This is a genomic window from Streptomyces sp. NPDC056486 (assembly GCF_042795295.1).
Lineage (GTDB): Bacteria > Actinomycetota > Actinomycetes > Streptomycetales > Streptomycetaceae > Streptomyces.
Genome location: NZ_JBHTSF010000015.1, coordinates 1 through 17,831 on the forward strand (window position 1 = coordinate 1; position 17,831 = coordinate 17,831).

Annotated in this window: 14 protein-coding genes; 4 read left to right on the forward strand and 10 right to left on the reverse strand. The window is 69.8% G+C overall.

Features of this window, described 5'->3' with window-relative positions; genetic code table 11:
• The 3 genes from ACFQ7F_RS09180 to ACFQ7F_RS09190 form a co-directional block, all read right to left on the reverse strand.
• Positions 1 to 1,106, reverse strand: a 1,106-nt coding sequence (locus ACFQ7F_RS09180; protein ID WP_383268416.1) for a beta-ketoacyl synthase N-terminal-like domain-containing protein, incomplete at its 3' end; no start/stop codon positions are given.
• Between the two features lie 170 nt (positions 1,107 to 1,276).
• Positions 1,277 to 2,167 (reverse strand): helix-turn-helix transcriptional regulator, encoded by an 891-nt coding sequence (locus ACFQ7F_RS09185; RefSeq protein WP_383268419.1) that lies wholly within the window; start codon positions 2,165 to 2,167, stop codon positions 1,277 to 1,279.
• 380 nt (positions 2,168 to 2,547) lie between these two features.
• Positions 2,548 to 2,706, reverse strand: a complete 159-nt coding sequence (locus ACFQ7F_RS09190; protein ID WP_383268422.1) for a hypothetical protein — start codon at positions 2,704 to 2,706, stop codon at positions 2,548 to 2,550.
• 177 nt (positions 2,707 to 2,883) lie between these two features.
• On the opposite strand from ACFQ7F_RS09190, the gene ACFQ7F_RS09195 reads away from it, so the two are divergent.
• The 3 genes from ACFQ7F_RS09195 (at position 2,884) to ACFQ7F_RS09205 (ending at position 6,953) form a co-directional block, all read left to right on the forward strand.
• Positions 2,884 to 4,569 carry a BTAD domain-containing putative transcriptional regulator gene (locus tag ACFQ7F_RS09195; protein WP_383268425.1) on the forward strand — a complete coding sequence of 562 codons (1,686 nt, stop codon included), beginning with the start codon at positions 2,884 to 2,886 and terminating at the stop codon, positions 4,567 to 4,569.
• A gap of 152 nt (positions 4,570 to 4,721) precedes the next feature.
• Positions 4,722 to 5,510: a thioesterase II family protein gene (locus tag ACFQ7F_RS09200; RefSeq protein WP_383268428.1), complete on the forward strand. Its 789-nt coding sequence runs from the start codon at positions 4,722 to 4,724 to the stop codon at positions 5,508 to 5,510.
• A 117-nt stretch (positions 5,511 to 5,627) separates the two neighbouring features.
• Complete coding sequence (locus ACFQ7F_RS09205; protein ID WP_383268431.1) at positions 5,628 to 6,953, forward strand: AMP-binding protein; 1,326 nt, start codon at positions 5,628 to 5,630, stop codon at positions 6,951 to 6,953.
• 53 nt (positions 6,954 to 7,006) lie between these two features.
• Here the strand turns inward: ACFQ7F_RS09205 and ACFQ7F_RS09210 are convergent, their stop codons facing one another.
• From ACFQ7F_RS09210 to ACFQ7F_RS09220, 3 genes are all read right to left on the reverse strand, one after another.
• Positions 7,007 to 8,278 (reverse strand): MDR family MFS transporter, encoded by a 1,272-nt coding sequence (locus ACFQ7F_RS09210; RefSeq protein ID WP_383268434.1) that lies wholly within the window; start codon positions 8,276 to 8,278, stop codon positions 7,007 to 7,009.
• Complete coding sequence (locus tag ACFQ7F_RS09215; RefSeq protein ID WP_383268436.1) at positions 8,275 to 9,366, reverse strand: PLP-dependent cysteine synthase family protein; 1,092 nt, start codon at positions 9,364 to 9,366, stop codon at positions 8,275 to 8,277. The genes ACFQ7F_RS09210 and ACFQ7F_RS09215 overlap by 4 nt, the downstream gene beginning before the upstream one ends.
• Positions 9,367 to 9,504: 138 nt before the next feature.
• Positions 9,505 to 10,866, reverse strand: coding sequence for an FAD-dependent oxidoreductase (locus ACFQ7F_RS09220; RefSeq protein WP_383268438.1), 1,362 nt, complete (start codon positions 10,864 to 10,866; stop codon positions 9,505 to 9,507).
• A 206-nt stretch (positions 10,867 to 11,072) separates the two neighbouring features.
• On the opposite strand from ACFQ7F_RS09220, the gene ACFQ7F_RS09225 reads away from it, so the two are divergent.
• Entirely contained in the window at positions 11,073 to 12,044 is a 972-nt protein-coding gene (locus ACFQ7F_RS09225; protein WP_383268441.1) for an oxidoreductase, read from the forward strand.
• Between the two features lie 74 nt (positions 12,045 to 12,118).
• Here ACFQ7F_RS09225 and ACFQ7F_RS09230 read toward each other — a convergent pair whose 3' ends face one another.
• The 4 genes from ACFQ7F_RS09230 to ACFQ7F_RS09245 form a co-directional block, all read right to left on the reverse strand.
• Complete coding sequence (locus ACFQ7F_RS09230; RefSeq protein WP_383268444.1) at positions 12,119 to 13,834, reverse strand: NAD(P)/FAD-dependent oxidoreductase; 1,716 nt, start codon at positions 13,832 to 13,834, stop codon at positions 12,119 to 12,121.
• A 239-nt stretch (positions 13,835 to 14,073) separates the two neighbouring features.
• Positions 14,074 to 14,613 (reverse strand): flavin reductase family protein, encoded by a 540-nt coding sequence (locus ACFQ7F_RS09235; protein ID WP_383268446.1) that lies wholly within the window; start codon positions 14,611 to 14,613, stop codon positions 14,074 to 14,076.
• Positions 14,610 to 15,410, reverse strand: a complete 801-nt coding sequence (locus tag ACFQ7F_RS09240) for a thioesterase II family protein (RefSeq protein WP_383268448.1) — start codon at positions 15,408 to 15,410, stop codon at positions 14,610 to 14,612. Before ACFQ7F_RS09240 ends, ACFQ7F_RS09235 begins: the two co-directional genes overlap by 4 nt.
• The gene (locus ACFQ7F_RS09245) at positions 15,407 to 17,827 is read right to left on the reverse strand and encodes a beta-ketoacyl synthase N-terminal-like domain-containing protein (RefSeq protein ID WP_383268450.1); all 2,421 of its coding nucleotides are present in this window, start codon (positions 17,825 to 17,827) and stop codon (positions 15,407 to 15,409) included. The genes ACFQ7F_RS09240 and ACFQ7F_RS09245 overlap by 4 nt, the downstream gene beginning before the upstream one ends.
• Between the last annotated feature and the right edge of the window lie 4 nt (positions 17,828 to 17,831).

Sequence of the window (17,831 nt, forward strand, 5' to 3'; positions counted from 1 at the left end):
GGGTGTTGGGTGGTGTGGTGTTGTCCGTAGGTGTTGAGCAGGGCGTGGGCTTCGATGGGGTCGCCCAGGGTGGTGCCGGTGCCGTGCGCCTCGACCACATCCACCTGATCAGCCGTCAGGCGGGCGTTGGTGAGGGCTTGGTGGATGACGCGTTCTTGGGCGGGGCCGTTGGGGGCGGTGAGGCCGTTGCTGGCGCCGTCCTGGTTGACGGCGGAGCCGGGGATGAGGGCGAGGATGTGCTGTCCCTGGGCCTGGGCGTCGCTGAGGCGTTGCAGGACGATGACCCCTACGCCCTCGGCCCAGCCGGTTCCGTCGGCCTCTGAACCGAAGGCTTTGCAGCGGCCGTCGGGGGCGAGGCCGTTCTGGCGGCTGAATTCGATGAAGATCTCCGGGGTGGCCATGACGGTGGCGCCGCCGGCGAGGGCCATGTCGCATTCGCTGTTGCGCAGGGCCTGGCAGGCCAGGTGGACCGCCACCAGCGAGGACGAGCAGGCCGTGTCCACGCTCAGTGCCGGGCCGTGCAGACCCAGCGTGAACGCGATACGGCCCGACGCCACAGCCGGAGTCGTGCCGGTCAGCAGATAGCCCTCCAGCTCGGGTGTGTACGCCGTGCCGTAGTGGTTGGGGGACAGACCGGTGAAGACGCCGGTCTGTGAACCGGCGAGGGTGGTGGGATCGATGCCCGCGTCCTCCAGGGCCTCCCAGGCTGTCTCCAGAAGGAGGCGCTGTTGCGGGTCGATGGCTTTCGCTTCGCGGGGGGAGATGTTGAAGAAGGGGGCGTCGAATTGGTCGCTGTCGTAGAGGAATCCGCCTCGGCGCACCGTGGAGGTTCCCGGCCGGTCGGCATCGGTGTCGGTATCGAAGAGCCGCGTCAGGTCCCAGCCGCGGTCGGTGGGGAAGGGGCCGACGGCGTCCCGGCCCTGGGAGACCAGCGTCCAGAGGTCGGCCGGTGAGTTGACGTCGCCGGGGAAGCGGCAGCCCATGCCCACAATGGCGATCGGCTCATGCGTCCGCTCCTCCATCTCCCGTAGCTGCCCCCGGACTTGGTGGAGTTCGCCACTGACCCGCTTGAGGAAGTAGCGCAGCTTCTCAGGGTCTTCTCCCACGTTCGCCTCCTCGATTGCCGGATCGATCACGCTTCACGGCAGGCGGAGGTAGGAATTCGGAGTCTGCCGGCCGCTACCCCCGTCGGCACCGCAAGATTGCTTGGGGCTCTGTTGGACTGTCACCGCCGAGATTGCTCACTGGCTGCGGCCGATGGGCGGTGGCCCAATCGCTATGCGGCCTGCTCAGGCGAAAGATCGAGGGGAGCCATGTCCATCAGGGCCGACAGGATGGGGGGTCTGCTCCAGTCGAACGGGCGAAGTGCCATGTTGATGTGGATGTCCATGGTCTGGGCTACACGGATGGGGCCCACCATGCCGACGAGCAGCGCCCCGGCATCGTAGGGTGAGGTGGCGGCGAGGCCAGGGACGGCCGCCAGGCCCGGGGTGCGCCCACTCGCGGGGGAGAGCGCGTGCAGGTACCACTCGCCGGCCGGGATGTCGGCCAGGTGGAACCGGCCGGGGGCGCGGACCGAGGTCGCGGTGACCGGACGGCCTTGCAGTATCGGGCTGTTGAAGAGGCCGATGAACGCGGCAGGCAGAGGGGCTCCCTCGACGGTGATCAATCCGTGGATGGTGCTGGAATGCCGGTGCTGCGACTGCGCGTGGCCTTCTGTGGTTGCCCGCTCCCGCGGCGCTCGCCGGACCGGCAGGAGCGCCGTGGTGGTTCGGGTCGGGCCCGGATGCTTGCGGAGGCCGAAGGGCCCTGGCGTGCCAGCCGTCACCGGCTGGCCGGTACACCGCTCGTACGCCAGGTGTCGGTATTTGGTCGGGGAGACCCCCACCGATTCGCTGAAGCGCCGTGAGAAGGTGCCCGTACTGCTGTAGCCGACCTGCGCGGATATGTCCGCGACGTTGAGCGATGTGGTGCGCAGCAGACGCTTGGCCTCATGGAGGCGAACGGCGCTGAGGAAGCGTCCGGGGGTGACGCCTGTCACGCGAGTGAACACACGTAGGAAGTGGAACTTGCTGACCATGGCGGAGCGTGCGAGATCGTCGAGCGTCAAGGGCTCGTGATAGCTGCGGTACATGGTGGTGATCGATCGGCGTACCAGGTGTTCCATCGAAGCCTCCGGGATTACGTGGCGAACCAGGGGCGGGGCAAGTCCGTGCCGCGTGTGTGGGCGCAGACATGAGGGAGCTGTGCTGATGGGCACGCGTGGATGGGCGCCGGTGGGGCGGTGCCGGGGTGCAGGGGGTGGCGACTGGGGGGGATGACCTCTCTCTCAGGTCACGGAGGCGGCACTCGGTGCGTCACTCGTCGTGACGTTGTGGGGTCGCGACGCACCGGACGCGTCAGGGGCGTTCTCGATGGGCCCGTGGAACGACGGGAGGAAATCCGTGGAATGTGCCGTGGCGGCGTGATGCCGCTCCGTCACGCGTCTCATTCCGTACCCGGGCAAGCTCGTCCCTTCGGCTTCATTTCGTTGGCAAGCTCGGAGTGCTACTGCGATATGCCATGCCCAACTGGGGAAATATGTGCGAAGGCATGGTGCAGTGCGGTGCGCAGCGCCTTCGATCCGCCGAAGGTTCTGCCGCCGCGGTGCTTGTCTGCTGGCTGATAATCGATCATGCAGTGCGAACAGGCCGCTGTCTTCTTCATGCTTGCTGAATCAAGAACGAAGCGAGATGAGCAACCTCGGCGATGACGGAAGGCCACGTCGGGGGCAACGCTCGATACCGATACGGCCTTGGGGTATGGAGGTGGACGGTGGCGAACGGGGGGCCAATGCGGTTGGAACTGCTGGGAAATGTCGGCGCGTGGCGGCACGGACAGAAGGTGGCAGTCGGACCGCCGAAGCAGCGGGCCGTTCTCGGGTTCCTCGCGGGGCACCTCAACCGAGCGGTCAGCGTCGAGGAGACGCTCGACGCTGTCTGGGGCAGTGAGCCTCCGCGGACCGCGGACAGCGCGCTGCACACCTATGTCGCCGGTCTGCGCCGAGCCCTCGATCTTCCGCGTGAGGATGAGGGCGCTGGCTGTGCGCTGATGTCGACCGGGGGCGGTTATGCGCTGCGGATGAATCCCGAGGACGTCGACGCGCGTAGTTTCGAGCAGCGGCATGCCGAGGCGCGCAGGCTGCAGGCCTGTGGCGAGCGAGAGGCGGCCCTCGGCCTGCTGGAGTCGGCTCTCGGGCTGTGGCACGGTGCGGCCTACACAGCCGTGCCCGGCCCCTTTGCGGGCGTGGAGCGGATCCGGCTGCAGGAGTTGCGCTTCACGGCGGTCGAGGAGTGGGCCTCCGAAATGCTGACGATGGACCGGCATGCGGAGACGGTCGCGTCGCTGCGCGACCTGGCTGCCAGGGAACCGCTGCGTGAGCGGTTGCGGGGCCTGCTCATGGTGTCGCTGGAGTCCTGCGGCCGGCGCGCGGAAGCGCTCGCCGTGTACCGCGAGACCCGCGAAATGCTCCGTCGGGAACTCGGGGTCGACCCCGGGCCCGGGCTGCGGCTCCTCCACGACCGAATCCGCAACGACCGGCCCGCGCCGAACGGCCCGAAGAGCTGCCGCATCCCGGGGCAGCGCGCCCCGCGCCCCGCGCAACTGCCGCCCACCGCGCGCGGATTCATAGGGCGCTCATCTCAGCTGCGGGACCTTGCGGACTTCCTGGCCGAGGGGCCTGCCGGGCCTGGGGCGGCCCCGCGGATCGCCGTGATCGACGGCGCCCCCGGGGTCGGCAAGAGTGCGCTCGGTCTCCATCTGGCCCATGAGACCGTGCACCGTTTTCCGGATGGCCAGCTCTTCGTGGACCTGTGCGGAAGCAGTCCGCGGCGCGGTCCCCTCGGGGCCTTCGAAGCCCTCGGCCTCGTGCTGCGCAGCCTCGGTGTCCGAGAACCGGACCTTCCCGCCGGCCTGCCCGAACGGACCCGGCTCTTCCGTGAACTGCTCTGCGGCAAAAGCGCCTTGCTGTTCCTGGACGACGCCCACGACCTGCCGGAACTGGCTCCGCTGCTGGCCGCGGGACCGTCGGCCGTCGTGGTCACCAGCCGATGTCGTCGCCAGGCAGGCCCGCTACCTCAGGGGCGAGTGCACCGGATCGAGCTGTCCGCCCTCACGTTGGGGGAGGCGGTGGAGCTGCTCTCCTACCTGGCGGGCGCCGAGCGCATCGCGGGGGCGGACCGCGACGCCGTTCGGCTCGCCCGGCTGTGTGGACGCCTGCCCCTGGCGTTGCGGATCATCGCGGAGGTACTTGCCGAGCACCCCGACCTCTCGGTCACCAAGCTCGCGGACGCCGTGGAGAACGGCCGCCTCGACGAGCTCACCGTACTAGGGGTGGCCCCCGCGAGCCTGCGGATGTTCAAGAGGCCCCACCACGTGCTGCCCCGCCAGACCACGCGGAAGCTCCGCCTGCTGGGGCTGAGCGAGGGCCCGGAGGCCGACGAGTTCACCGTGTCCGCGGCGGCAGCGTCGGCCGGGACCGTCTCGTATGCGGCCGGACCGGCGAGAGCGCGGGTGGGGAACTCGTACTGAGCCGTTCAAGGGCCCGCTCCGGGTGTCTGGACGGAGCGGGCAATCAGGCAACGAGAGAGATGCGCGCCCCGCCCGGCTCAGGCAAGAGTTGGCGGTGGTACGGACCGCCCGCACCCCCTCAGCACAGCGAAGCAGACGAACGGGGAAGGCCCATGGTGGAGTTGACCACGACGGCGAACGCTTGGGTGCGACGGTTCCATCCGTCCCCTGCCGCCAGTCGGCGCCTCGCGTGCTTTCCGCACGCGGGCGGCGCCGCGAGCACCTTCCATCAGCTGTCGGCGCGCCTCGCCCCGGCTGTCGAAGGGCTCTCCTTGCAGTATCCGGGCCGTCACGACCGGCGCGCCGAGCCGTTTCTCACCGACGTCCGGTCCATGGCCGACATGGCGTACGAGGCGCTGCGGCCCTGGGTGCGCCCGGGAGACGGTTCCGCGCCGGCTCTGTTCGGACACAGCATGGGTGCGATCGTCGCCTTTGAGGTGGCGCTGCGCATGGAGGCCGCGGGCACGGCTCCCGCGCACCTCTTCGTCTCCGGACGCCGAGCGCCTTCCACGTACCGGGACGAACGCGTCCATCTGCGGGACGACGCAGGCCTGGTGGAGGAGATCCTGTCGCTGGGAGGCACGGAGCCCGAGGCGCTCGCCGATGCGTCCTTGCTGCAACTGATCCTGCCGCCCGTCCGCAACGACTACACGGCCATCGAGACCTACCGCTGCCCGCCCGGCGTTGCCCTGCGGCACACGCCGATCACTGCGCTTGCGGGGGACGCCGACCCGAAGGTCACCCTGGAAGAGGCTCGGGCCTGGGCCGGTCACACGGCCGCTGGATTCGAGCTCGAAGTCTTCGAGGGCGGTGGGCACTTCTACCTCGCCGAGCGTCAGGACGAAGTGGTGTCCACGGTGACACGGCAGCTGGGCGTGTCGCCGGTGGTTGCCGCGGGCTGAGCGCCGGCGCGGATGGTGTTGAACTCCCGTCCGCCGAGCGTCCGTCGATGGTCGGCTCCTGACCTCTGCGCGCCGTCCATCCACCCGATTTGAGCAGTTTGCCCCTAGGAGGCTCCGGTGAGCGTAGTACCCCCGATCACGGCCGACACGTCACGGAGGGCCGGGCCGTCGGTCCGCCGCCCTCCGGATGGCGACCGACGGGGGACCGCCGTCACGCTCGATGGCCTGTTCAGCAGGGCCGCTGCTCGCAGACCGGACGCAACGGCGGTGGAGGACGGCTGGTGCAGCGTCACCTACGACGGGGCGGAGAGACGTTCGGTCCAGCTAGCGTCGGCATTGCTGCGGTACGGCGTTCAGCTCGGCGACCCTGTCATCGTGCATGCCTCGGACCATGTGCAGTCGCTTGTGGCGCAGTTGGCGGTCCTGAAGGCCGGCGGGGTGTGCACGCCGGTGCCCAGTGGCGCCGACCGCAGCCTGATCGCGCAGACCTCCGAGGTGAGCGGTGCGCGGCTTGTGCTGTGCGGCGCCGCGAACCGGGCCGACTGGCAGCTCCCTGCGCTCGTCCTGGACGACAGCGGGGTCATGGCTCGCCTCTCCGCGCTGCGCTCCGACCGCTCGTTGCCCCGTTCAGGGCCGACCGACGCGGCGTATCTGCTGGTCGAACAAGATCGGGTCGGCCACGCGACCGGCCACCTCATCGACCACAAGGCATGGCTCCTGGCGCTGGCGGACCGCACCCGCAGGGCCGGCCGTGCGGAACGGGGCGTGCTCTGCTGTCAGGGGCCGGGCGGACCTTCGACGCTGACCGCGCTGTGGTGGGCGGTCTCGGGTGGCGGCACGCTCCACCGCAGGCAGCCGCCCGGCGGTGGCGGAGAGCCCGCCGCCCTTGCTCTGCCGCGGGACGGTGCACGGTTCGACGCCGCGGTGTTCGGACCCGCGGCATACGCGGAGGTGCTGGCAGGGATCGAGCGGAGGCCGTCGACGCGCCTGAGGAAGGTGGTCCTTGTCGGCGAACCGTGCTCGCGCGAACTCGTCGAGCGACACTTCCAACTGCTGCCTCATACAACGCTGCTTGCGGAGTTCTGCCCCTTGGACAGTGCCCTCCCCTGGGCAGCGGCCGAGCACGTGGCCGACGGCGGCCGTGAGCCGCACGAGGGCCGGATCGTGGGCAGGGCGTCGCCGCATGTACGGATCACCATTCGTGACGTGGACGGTCAGGCGGTGCCTGCGGGAGGCACGGGTGAGATCTGGGCGGCGGGTGCGGCACTGCCGTTCGACCACCTCGGTGCGCTCGGCGCGTTCGCCGCGCCGGTCCGTCGTGCTTCGTTCGCTGTCTCCGGTCACCTGGGCCGCTGGAACGAGGACGGGCTCCTGGAGGTGAGGGGACGGCACGCCACCGCGTCGGCAGGCCCCGTCGCCGTACGAGGAGACCGCTGGAGATGACAAGCCTCGGCATCCGTGTCGTCGAGCGAAAGAGCCTGCCCGTGCTGCCCCCCTCAGCCGCCTACGGGCTGCGGGCGGGCCAGTCGCCCTGTCCGGTGCAGGCCGTGCAGGGCCGCCGCGCTGCCGAGGCCAAGGGCGAGCAGCGCGAGCCAGGGCAGGGCGGGCACCCCGGCCGCGCGGGCGGCGTCGAGGCTTGCACCGGTGAGCAGGTTGCCGAGGGTGATGCCGATGCCGCAGACCGTGTTGTAGAGGCCGTAGTGGGTGGCGACGAGTCGGTCGTCCGCGAGCCGGACGACGGTGTCCATCTCGAAGGGGTACGCGATCATCGTGCCCACCGCCAGCAACAGTGCGGCGAGCAGAGGCGGCACAGCGGCGAGCAACCAGCGCCCGGCACTGCCCTCGGTGGGCACCGGCAGGGCACTCACCGCGACGAGCGGTACGAACGCGCTGCCCATGAAGAGCAGGCCGCGCACCAACGCCTGGCCGGGTGTGAGGTGCCGCCTGCACCAGTCGGTGATCCGGGTCTGCCCGAGGATCGTGACGAGACCGGACGCGGCGAAGAGCAGGGCGACCGCGACGGTCCCGGATTCCCCCGCGCCGCCGATCCGCCGCACTTCCAGGGGAAGGGCCAGATAGACCTGGAAGGACAGGACGTACGCGCCGGTCATGGCGCCCGCGAAGAGCAGGAAGGCCCGGTTGGCGAGAACCGTGCGCCACTGGCCGATGACGCCCGTGGCAGCGGTCCGCCGGCCACGGCGGGTGGGCAGCGCGCGGATCTGCACGATGCTCAGCAGGCCGAAGACGGCGGCCGACACGAGGCAGGTGAGCCGGAAGTCGATGCCGGTCAGGAGCATGCCTACGAGCGGGCCGAGCAGGATGCCCGCCTGGTAGAAGACGTTGAACAGGGCGAAGGCCTCGACGCGGCGTTCCCCCGCATCGGCGGCCAGGTAGGCGCGTACCGCCGGATTGAACAGGGCGCCCGCGAAGCCGGTGGCCGCCGATGCCGCGAGCAGCGCCGCGACGGAGTCCACGAGGCCGAGCGTGGCGAAGCCCGCGGTGCGCAGCAGGCACCCGGCGACGATCAAGGGTTTGTACCCGAAGCGGTCGGCGAGGGTGCCGCCGATGAGGAACATGCCCTGCTGGCTGAAGTTCCTGACGCCGAGGACCAGGCCGACGACCCAGCCCGCGAGGCCGAGCGTGCCGGACAGGTGCTGGGCCAGGTACGGCATCAGCATGTAGAAGCCGAGGTTGATCGTGAACTGGTTGGCGAGCAGGAGCTGCACGCTGCGGTCGTAGCCGCGCACCTGTGCGAGGGTCTTCTTCATCGGGCCGCTCCACCGTCCCGGACGTCGGCTCTCGCGGAGAGCGGATCGGTGATGCGCGTGCACCGCGTCCAGCGGGTGATCTCTTCCTCGTCGCATCTGGCGACGACCTGAGGGTCGGGCGCGGGCAGCACGTCCAGGAGGCCGTGCGCGGCGCAGTACGCGTCGTCGTAGACCGTGTCCAGATAGCGCTGCGGGCCGTCCGGGAAGACGGCCACGACCCGGGCCGACGCGGGCAGAGTCCGGGCCAGCCAGCCGGCGACGAGTGCGACCGCGCCGACGCTCCAGCCGCCGGTCGCGTAGTGCAGGGTGGCCAGCTGTCGGCAGGCCCAGACCGCTTCGCCGGGCGCCACCCAGTGCACCTCGGCAAACTCGTCGTAGGCGACGTTGCGCGGGTGGATGCTGGAGCCGAGGCCACGCATCAGACGGGGGCGGGCCGGCTGGCCGAAGATGGTCGAGCCGATGGTGTCCACGCCGACCAGGCGCAGCCGCGGTCGCAGCCGGCGCAGTACGCGGGAGATGCCTGCGGAGTGGCCACCGGTGCCGACGCTGCACACGAGGACATCGATCTGCTCGAGACTGTCGGCGAGCTCGAGGGCGAGCGGGGCGTAGGCGGCGACGTTGTCGGGGTTGTTGTACTGATCGGGGCACCAGGCGCCGGGAATCTCCTGCAGGAGTTCAGCGACGCGGGTACGGCGTGCCTCCTGCCAGCCGCCGACGGGATGGGGCTCGGCGACGGTGTCGACGCGTGCGCCGTACGCCATGAGCAGCCGGGTCATGGACGGTTCGAGTCCCGGGTCGGTGACGAGCGTGACGGGGTGGCCGTGGACGGTGCCCGCGAGAGCGAGACCAAGGCCCAGGGTGCCGCTCGTGGACTCGACGATCGGCCGGCCCGGCAGCAGGTCGCCGCGGGCGTGGGCCCGTTCGACCATGTACAGGGCGGCGCGGTCCTTGATGCCGCCGGGGTTGAAGCCTTCGAGCTTGGCCCAGAATCCGCGGTCGGGCGGAGTGAACGGCTCGGACACCCGCAGGACAGGTGTGTTGCCGACGAGCGCGGACAGGGCGGAGCCACGAGCGGTGGCAGGGGACATGGGTTGTGTTCCCAATCGCTGGTTCGGTCGAGGGCTGCGTGGCGCGGGGACGTCACACACGGGCACCGGTCGATGCCGCACGCAGGGCGGGGTGCCGCGTACCGGCGTGTGGGCCCTTTGGAAGGTGCGGCGCGGTTGCTACGGCTGTTTCCGGGCGACCCGCCGCAGCGCCGGCGAACGGCGGGCGGCGAGGAGGGAACGCACGACGGTCGCGGGCTTCATCACCGAGGACGGCGAGGCGAGCAGGTGCTGCACGTCGAGCATGACGCGATGGGAGTACGTGGACACGTGACTGGCCAGCATCACGCGCCGGATGTAGGCGTTGAGCAACTCGATGCCGGGCGGGCGCCGTCCCTGCGTCTCCGGATAGACGAAGTCACTGCTGGTCGCCATCTGCCACGGCGTATCGATGATCTTTCCCGCGGCCCGGTAGAAGGAGCGCGCCATTGGTGCGGAGGGGCTCCCGAACTGGTCCAGGCGGCGTCCCAGTTCGAGCGCTTCCAGGGCGGCGACGGTCATGCCCTGGCCGTAGAGCGGATTGAAGCTGCAGATGGCGTCGCCGAGTGCCACATATCCGCCGGGTAGGTGACGCAGCCGTTCGAAATAGCACCGCCGGGCCTCCGGATAGGTGAACTTCCGGGCGTCCTTGTCGTCCAAAGGCTCGGCACGCGCGAGCAGCTCCGCCATCTCCGGAGCCTCCAGAGCAGCCGCGAACTCCTTGAAACCCTCCCGGTCCACCGGAGCGTGGGCGCGGTGCCAGCCGCCGAGCGTCACCATCCAGCGGTCTCCCTCCACCGCGAACGCGGCGGCGGCCCGCTTGTCGTGCGGCGGCACGGCGCTCATCAGGTAGAGCAGGCCGTCGCCGTGCAGATCGCCGGGCCTGCGTTTCAGAAGCAGCGTCGTGTAGCCCACGTCGATCTTGACGGTGTCGACCTCCGGCGCCGGATAGCCGTACCGCTGGAGCGACTGCGCCGCGCCGCCGCCGCCGCGCCCCGTGGCATCGACGATCAGATCGGCCCAGATCCGCTCGCCGCCCGCCAGTTCGACGCCGGTGATCCGGCCACCGCCTGCCAGGAAGGAGCGCACCAGTGTCCGGTCGCGGACGTTCACATTCTTAAGGCCCCGCACCCGGGCACGCACGTTGTACTCCAGAAATGCGCGGCTGAGGCTGACGCCGAGCCGTCCGCTGGCAAAGCGGGTCCGCAGGGCGCCCATTTGGTAGAAGAGCAGATCATGACCGGGATCGAAGAGAATCGCGCCACCGTCCACGAGTTCATCGGTAAGCCCCGGAAATAGTTCTTCCAGGGCCAGACGGCCACTGATGAGCAGCGCATGAGCATGACTGCCGTGCGGTATCGCCCGGCGATTCTCGGGCCGCTCCGGAAGGGTGTCACGGTCGATAACCGTGACCTGGCGAAATCGCGACGCCAGAGCCTTTGCGGCGACGAGCCCTCCCATGGAGCCGCCCACTACCACCGCGTGCTCACCGATCACGCCCATGCATCCTCCACGGATAGGTCGACAGGAAACTCAAGAATGAGGTCGCCGACAGCGCGAAGGCCCGGCGGCCACAAGTATCTTGTGCCGCCCTCATCGGTGTCTTCTTCGTGATTGCTCACCTGCCCGAGTTCCATGGCTCTTTGCGGAAGTGTGGCGATACAGTCCCGATGGCCGAATCCCTTCTCACGGCAAGGGAATAATTCCTCATGTCCAAGAAGTCGAGTGCATCGAAAACGCTGAACTCCCGCTCTGCTGCGGCGCCCGTCACGAATTGGACGGAGGAGCAGATGCCGGACCAGTCGGGCCGCCTGGTCGTGGTGACGGGAGGCAACAGTGGTATCGGCTATGTCACCGCCCGTGAGCTCGCCCGACGCGGCGCCCACACGGTCCTCGCGTGCCGGGACCGCAGCCGCGGTGAGGCCGCGGTGCTGCGGATACGGGCCGAAGTTCCGGGCGCCCGGGTGGAGGTGAGGCTGCTGGATCTCGCGGATCTGAAGTCGGTGCAGGGCTTCGCGGAGAACTGGGACCACGGGCGGCTCGATGTGCTCATCAACAACGCGGCGGTGGTGATGCCTCCCCTCACCCGCACCGCCGACGGCTTCGAGTCGCAGTTCGGCGTCAACCACCTGGGGGCGTACGCGCTCACGGGCCGGCTCCTGCCGTATCTGCTGCGATCATCGGAGCCCCGCGTGGTCACGGTGAGCAGCGAGGGGCAGCTCACCGCCCGGTTCAGCCTGGACAACCTCAACGGCGAACAACGCTACAACCCCAGCCTCGCCTACGCGCAGTCGAAGCGGGCCAACGTCTACTTCTCGGCGCAGCTGCACCGTTGGGCCACCGCCGAGGGGCTGCCGCTGCGCAGCATGATCGCGATTCCCGGCCTGAGCGACACGGGCGTCATCACCAAGAACTCCGTGCACGGCCCGCTGTGGAGAGCCGTGGCCCCCCGCTTCATCCGGCTGCTCGCCAAGCCGGTTGTCCAGGGCGCCAGGCCGTCGCTCTACGCGGCCACCGTCCCCGGCCTGCCGGGAGGCTCGTACATCGCGCCGAAGGGGCGGCTGCAGATGCGGGGCGCCCCCACGCCGCGGCAGGGCCGCCGTACCGTGCACGACGAGGAGACGGCGGTGGCGCTCTGGGATCTGTCGGAGCGCCTGACCCGAGTGCGCTACGGACACTGAGCGCGTCCGGCTCCGTACCCGCCTGCTCGGCGGGGGCGGCGCCGGTGAGCCGGGCGACGGGCACTACCGGCGTCTCACCATCCGCTCTTGCGCCGGCGCCGCGCCCCGGCCAGGCCGCGTAGCCTGCGCACCTGGGTGTCGGCGATATCGACCAGCGTGGCGACCGACGCGAGCGTGAGCAGCGCCGTCCCGGAAACGGCCATGTGAACCGGCCGGTGCTCATCGCCCTTGACTTGCAGGAACTCCGGCTCGCTCGTGGGCGCGGGCAGGGTGATGTCGATGTGCTCCGAGCGTTGCTTCAGCGGCAGCTTCCAGATGGCGGGAACTGCTCCGTGGGCGCGCAACCCGGCCTTGACAGCGGGCAGCTCGACCTTGTTCTCGAGGCGCCAGACGGCACGCCGCTCCAGGCTGCGGTGCCAGCGCTCCACGGCACCCGCGACCACATGCGGGTCGAGCCGGTGCCAGGGTGCGGACTGTGAGAGGAACAGCCGGCGGCTCAGACCCTCTCGCAACTGTGCGTGCTCGGTCGTCTCCGCCGTCGTGCGACCACCGGTCTCGATCAGCCAGCGCGCTGAGCGGAAGCGGCCCAGCATCGCCGCTCCGAAGATCGTCAGGTCGAGCAGGTGGTCGAGGATGAAGAAGCGGCTGTCGGCGATGGCCGGACTGTACTTGGAACGGACCATCGAGCGCATGATGCGCCAGTCCGCGGTGGCGGCCCGGTTGACGTGGTTGAGGTAGTCCAGATCGAGCGTGTCGAGTTGGACGTCCCGTTGCGCGATGTTCGCGATGTGCCAGGACACGGTCATGGACAGCGAGATGCCCTGGCTGTAGTACGCGTCGATGATTGACGAGGCGTCGCCCACCATGGCGTACCGGCGGGGCGAGACGAAGGTGTCGGTGCAGTGCTGCACGTCGCGGTACGCGCTGAACTCCAGGAGGTTCTCCTCCTTGAGCCAGTCCAGCATCGGATAGCGGCGCAGCACCTTCCAGAACACCTCGCGCGCGTTGCCGTCCTCCGGCGGCCGTCCCCGGTCGTACGACACACCGATGCTGACTCGGTCCCCGGCCAGTCGGATCACCCAGATCCAGTAGCCCTGCCCCCAGAGATGCAAGGTGTTGCGGTCGCGGCGCGCCACGTCACCGTCGGGGAACTGATAGGCCCAGCGCTCGTCGAAGAGGTCGTCGGTGCAGTGGGAGAACTGCGCCCATGCGGCGGTGGTCCTGAACTCCTCGTCCAGAGGCAGATCGTGGTCGTACTTGCGGGCGAGCAACCGGGCGCGACCGGAGCAGTCGACCATCCAGCGCGCGGATATCTCGCCGGTCTTCTTTTTGTTGCGCGAGACCCAGGTGATCAGGTGGTCGGCGTCGTCGTCGCCGAGCTCTATGTCACGGACCAGGCCGGTCTCGTCCAGCAGGGTGACGTTCTCCATCTTCCGTGCGCGCTCGCGCAGTTCGGCCTCGATCTCGGGCCGCACGATCTGCGAGTCCTGGAACATCACACGGGGGAAGAACGCGTTGTTGAACTTGTCGTACCAGCGTTCGGGCAGCTTGCTCTGGAAGCCCCACTCGGTGACCGATCCGTCGAACTCCTTGCGCCCCTCCAAGCCGTGAGCCATCCAGAAACCGGCCTTCTGGAAGGACTGGTTGAGCGAGTCGTCCAGGTCGCCGAGCGTGCGCAGGAACGCGTTGGAGAAGATCAGCAGCGATTCGCCGACCTTGTAGCTCTGCTGCTGCTTGTCGGTGGGCTGGTCGATGCAGACGACGGTCAGGCCCCTCTTGGCAAGCGCCATGGTATTGATCAGTCCGACAATTCCGGACCCGATGACACACACATCGGCTCGAACGCGTTCCGGGGAATCGGCCGCGGCTGCGTCCCGACTGCTTGCGGGCACAACATCTCCTCTGCTGGGCAGGGCACGCCGAGGCGTGCGACGAATGGGGCGGAACGGTTGACCCTCGTCCTGCTAGGAAGCGTAGGAACCCCTCTGCGGCATCGCGACTTCCAGGTTGCTCAACTCGCGCGCCGGATTCAGTTGATGAAGTCGAGGCAGGGGTCGGTGTCGGCCACGGCCTGAGGCCAGGTCGCGTACCGGCGCAGACCGTACAACAGCGGTAGTTCTGGCTGAAGTTGGCTCATGCGCTGCACCCGGCCCATGATCACCACGTGGTCGCCGACCTCGCTCGCTTCGCTGACGCGACAGTCGGCGATGGTGTGCGCCGAGTTCACGAGATGCGGCCCGCACGCTCCCTCGCCCATATGCCAGCCGACCCGGTCGAAGCGGTCCACCCTTCCGGAGGCGAACAGCTCAGCCGACGACTGGGCTTCGTCGTGCAGCAGATTGACGGCGAAGCCGCGGCTCGCCAGGACCGCGGCAAGGGTCGGACTCCCCCGGCGCAGACAGACGAGGAGGGTGGGCGGCTCCAGGGCGACGCTGCACAGGGACGTGCAGGTCATGCCCCGAGGGACGCCGTCGTCCAGGGAGGTCACGATGCACACGCCGGTGGGGAATCCGGCCATGAGCCGGCGCATGTCCACCTGCTGGTCGGTGTCGGTGACTTTCGGGTTCATGCCGGGCGCCTCCTGTGGGCGTCGGTGGTCATGGGGTCGGACTTCGACAAGGCGCCGAGGGCGGACCGGACCTCCCGCACCACGGCCCGTCCGAGCCGGTCGAAGCCGTCGTCCAGGAAGTGGAAGTGCCCGCCGTCGAAGGTGTGCTGACGGAAGGGTCCGGTGGTCTCGGCCGCCCATGCGTGCAGGGTGGCCACGGGCGCCAGGTCGTCGCCTGTGGCACCGAAAGCGGTGAGCGGTGCGTCGAGCTTGCGGCGCTCCTCGGCCGGGCGAAAGGCGCCGAGCGCGTGCAGATCGCCACGGACCAGACGCAGGAACCGCTGCCGGAACTCCGGTACCTCGTCCAGTCGTTGGGGGATTCCGCCCATGGCGCTCAGAGCCGTGAGCAACGCCTCGTCCGACAGTCTCGGATCGAGTGGGTCGGTGCGCCCGGTCGTCTCCGGCGCGACCCGCCCGGAGACGCCCACCCACGCGGGTCGCACTCCACGCTCCGTGAGCCGGCGCGCGCTCTCCAGGGCCACGACGGCGCCCATGCTGTGCCCGAACAGCGCGAGGGGGGGACCGGCCCACGGCAGCACCGCGGCCGTCACATGGGCGGCCATCTCGGTGATGTCCCGCAGCGGCGTGGCCCGGTGCGCTGTGCCTCGCCCGGGCAGGTCGACCAGGAGTACGTCCCAGTCGTCGGGCAGCTGACGGCTCAACGGAAAGTAGACGCTGCCGGAACCCCCCGCGTGGTGGCAGACCACGAGCCGCACGGCCGGGTCGTTGTGGCGCAGCGGTCGGATGATGGCACTCACGCACAACGCTCCTGTGTATCGGCTCCGCGCGCGTCCGCGGAGGTGGTGGCACGGCCGGTGATGTCCGCCGTGAGCCGGCTCAGCAATGTCTCCAACGACAGGTCAAGCGGCAGGTCTTCGGGTGTGAGGCCGACCTCGAACCGTTCCTCGATCTTGGTGATGAACAGCGTGGAGATGAACGAATCCCCGCCGGCGTCGAGGAACGAGCGCTCCATGTCGAGCCCGCCGGGCGCGTCGAGCGCGTCCTTGAGAACACCGTCCAGGAAGGTCCGAATGCCGTCCGGGCTCGGGGTGCCCGCCCCCGCGTCCCCGGAGCCGCCGCCCTTGCCGGGCGCGTCGCCCTCCTCGCCGATGTGCGGTTCGGCCACCCAGTAGCGGTTGCGCCGGAAGGGGTAGGTGGGCAGGTCTCCCAGACGCCTGGTGCCCGGCGGGCACAGGGCGTCAAGGCGCAGCTCTGCCCCGGCTTCGAACAGCCGGCCGAGCAGGTCCAGGAGTGCGCCGACGGGGGCCGCTCCGGCCTCCTCCCCGTCCAGGCAATAGGCCGTCTCGTCGTCGGGCGCGTCGTGGCGCACGGCCAGCTGGATCCCGAATGCCCCGACGAGTGCCGCCAGTTGGTGCTGCGCGTCGAGCTGAGCGGAGGTTCCGGGGACCGGTGCGGCCAGCCATGGATAGGCGTCCGCGAGCGCGGCGGCCAGGGCTGTCAGGTTCTTCGCGTCGGCGTGCGCCCGTACCGTGCCCCGGCGCATCGGGGCCTGCGGCCGGGCCGCTGTCCCGTGCGCCGCACGGGTCAACGCGTCGGCGAGTTCGGCCGCGGACGTCCCCGTGACCGCGATGCGGTAGGGGAGCGGAGCCCGGCCGCTGCGCAGGGTGTGGCACAGTGCGGGCACCAGGCCGGGCTCGGTCTTGCGCAGCCGGTCGGTGACTGCCGCCGCGAGATCGGCGAGCGCGGCCGGATCCTTGGCGGAGAGGGTGAGCAGCTCCGGGCGAGGTCCGCGGGGCGCGGACGTGGGCGCTTCGACCGGCGCGGCGTACGCCTCGAGCACGACGTGTACGTTCGTGCCGCTCATGCCGAAGGAGTTGACGCCGGCCACCCGGCGTCCCAGCGCCTTGGGCCAGGGCTGGTTCTCGCGCGGCACGGTGAAGGAGATGCGGTCCCACGGGATGTGCGGGTTGAGGTCACCGTCGTCGGGGGTGGCGGCCGCGGGGATCTCGCCGTGTTGGAGCATGAGAACCGTCTTGATGAGGGCGGCCATGCCGGAGGCGGCCTCGAGGTGGCCGATCCGCGACTTGACGCTTCCGATGGCCAGCGGAATTCCGCGCTCCCGCACCGCCTGGCCGACCACCCCGTCCAGGGCGCCCACCTCGATGGGGTCGCCGAGGACGGTTCCGGTGCCGTGCGCCTCGATCCAGCCCAGGTCGCCCGCCGCCACGCGCGCATCGGCCAGAGCGGCGCGGATGACCTCTTCCTGGGCGGGGCCGTTGGGGGCGGTAAGGCCGGAGGCGGCGCCGTCGTGGTTGACGGCGGAGCCACGGATCACGGCGAGGATCGGGTGGCCCTCGCGTTCGGCGTCGGCCAGGCGCATCAAGGCGACCGCTCCGACGCCCTCGCCGCGGCCGTAGCCGTCCGCGGAGGCGAGGAAGGACTTGGAGCGGCCGTCGGGGGAGAGCGCCCTGGTCTGACAGAGCGAGACCATGAGGTTCGCGGAGAGCAGCAGGTTGGAGCCGCAGGCGAGGGCGTATCGGCACTCTCCGCCGCGCAGAGCCTTGAGCGCCATATGGAGCGCCGTCAGCGAGGAGGAGCATGCCGTGTCCACGCTCGCCACCGGCCCGGAGAAGCCCATCGCATAGCTGATCCGCCCGGCCCCGAAGCAGAGACCGCCCCCGGTGGTGTAATACGGGTCGATCCGCGTCATGTCTGCACGGTTCTCGAGTCGTTCGCTGTACTCGGAGGCCATCATCCCGAGGAAGACACCGACGGGGAGCCGGTCGGTGCGGCGCACGGCGATGCCACCGCGCTCCAGGGCTTCCCATGCCGTTTCCAGGAGCATCCGCTGCTGCGGGTCGAGCAGTTTCGCCTCACGCTGCGATATGCCGAAGAAGTCGGCGTCGAAGTGTGCGATGTCGCTGAGGAATCCGGCCCGGCCGACGTAGGACCGACCTGGCTTGGGCGGTCCCGGTTCGTACGCGGCGCGCAGGCCGGGCCGGTCGTCGGGGACGGAGGAGCAGGCCGTCGTGTCGCCGCGCAGAAAGTCCCAGTACGCCTCTGGAGAGGTGAGCCCGCCGGGGAGCCGGAGGCCCATGCCGATGACGGCGACCGGCCCGTGCCGCTCGTCCTCGAGTTGCCGGATCCGCTCCTGCTGACGCTGGGACAGTCGAAGCTGATCCTCCATCAACTTGCGTATGTCTGCGGGCTCCATGGTG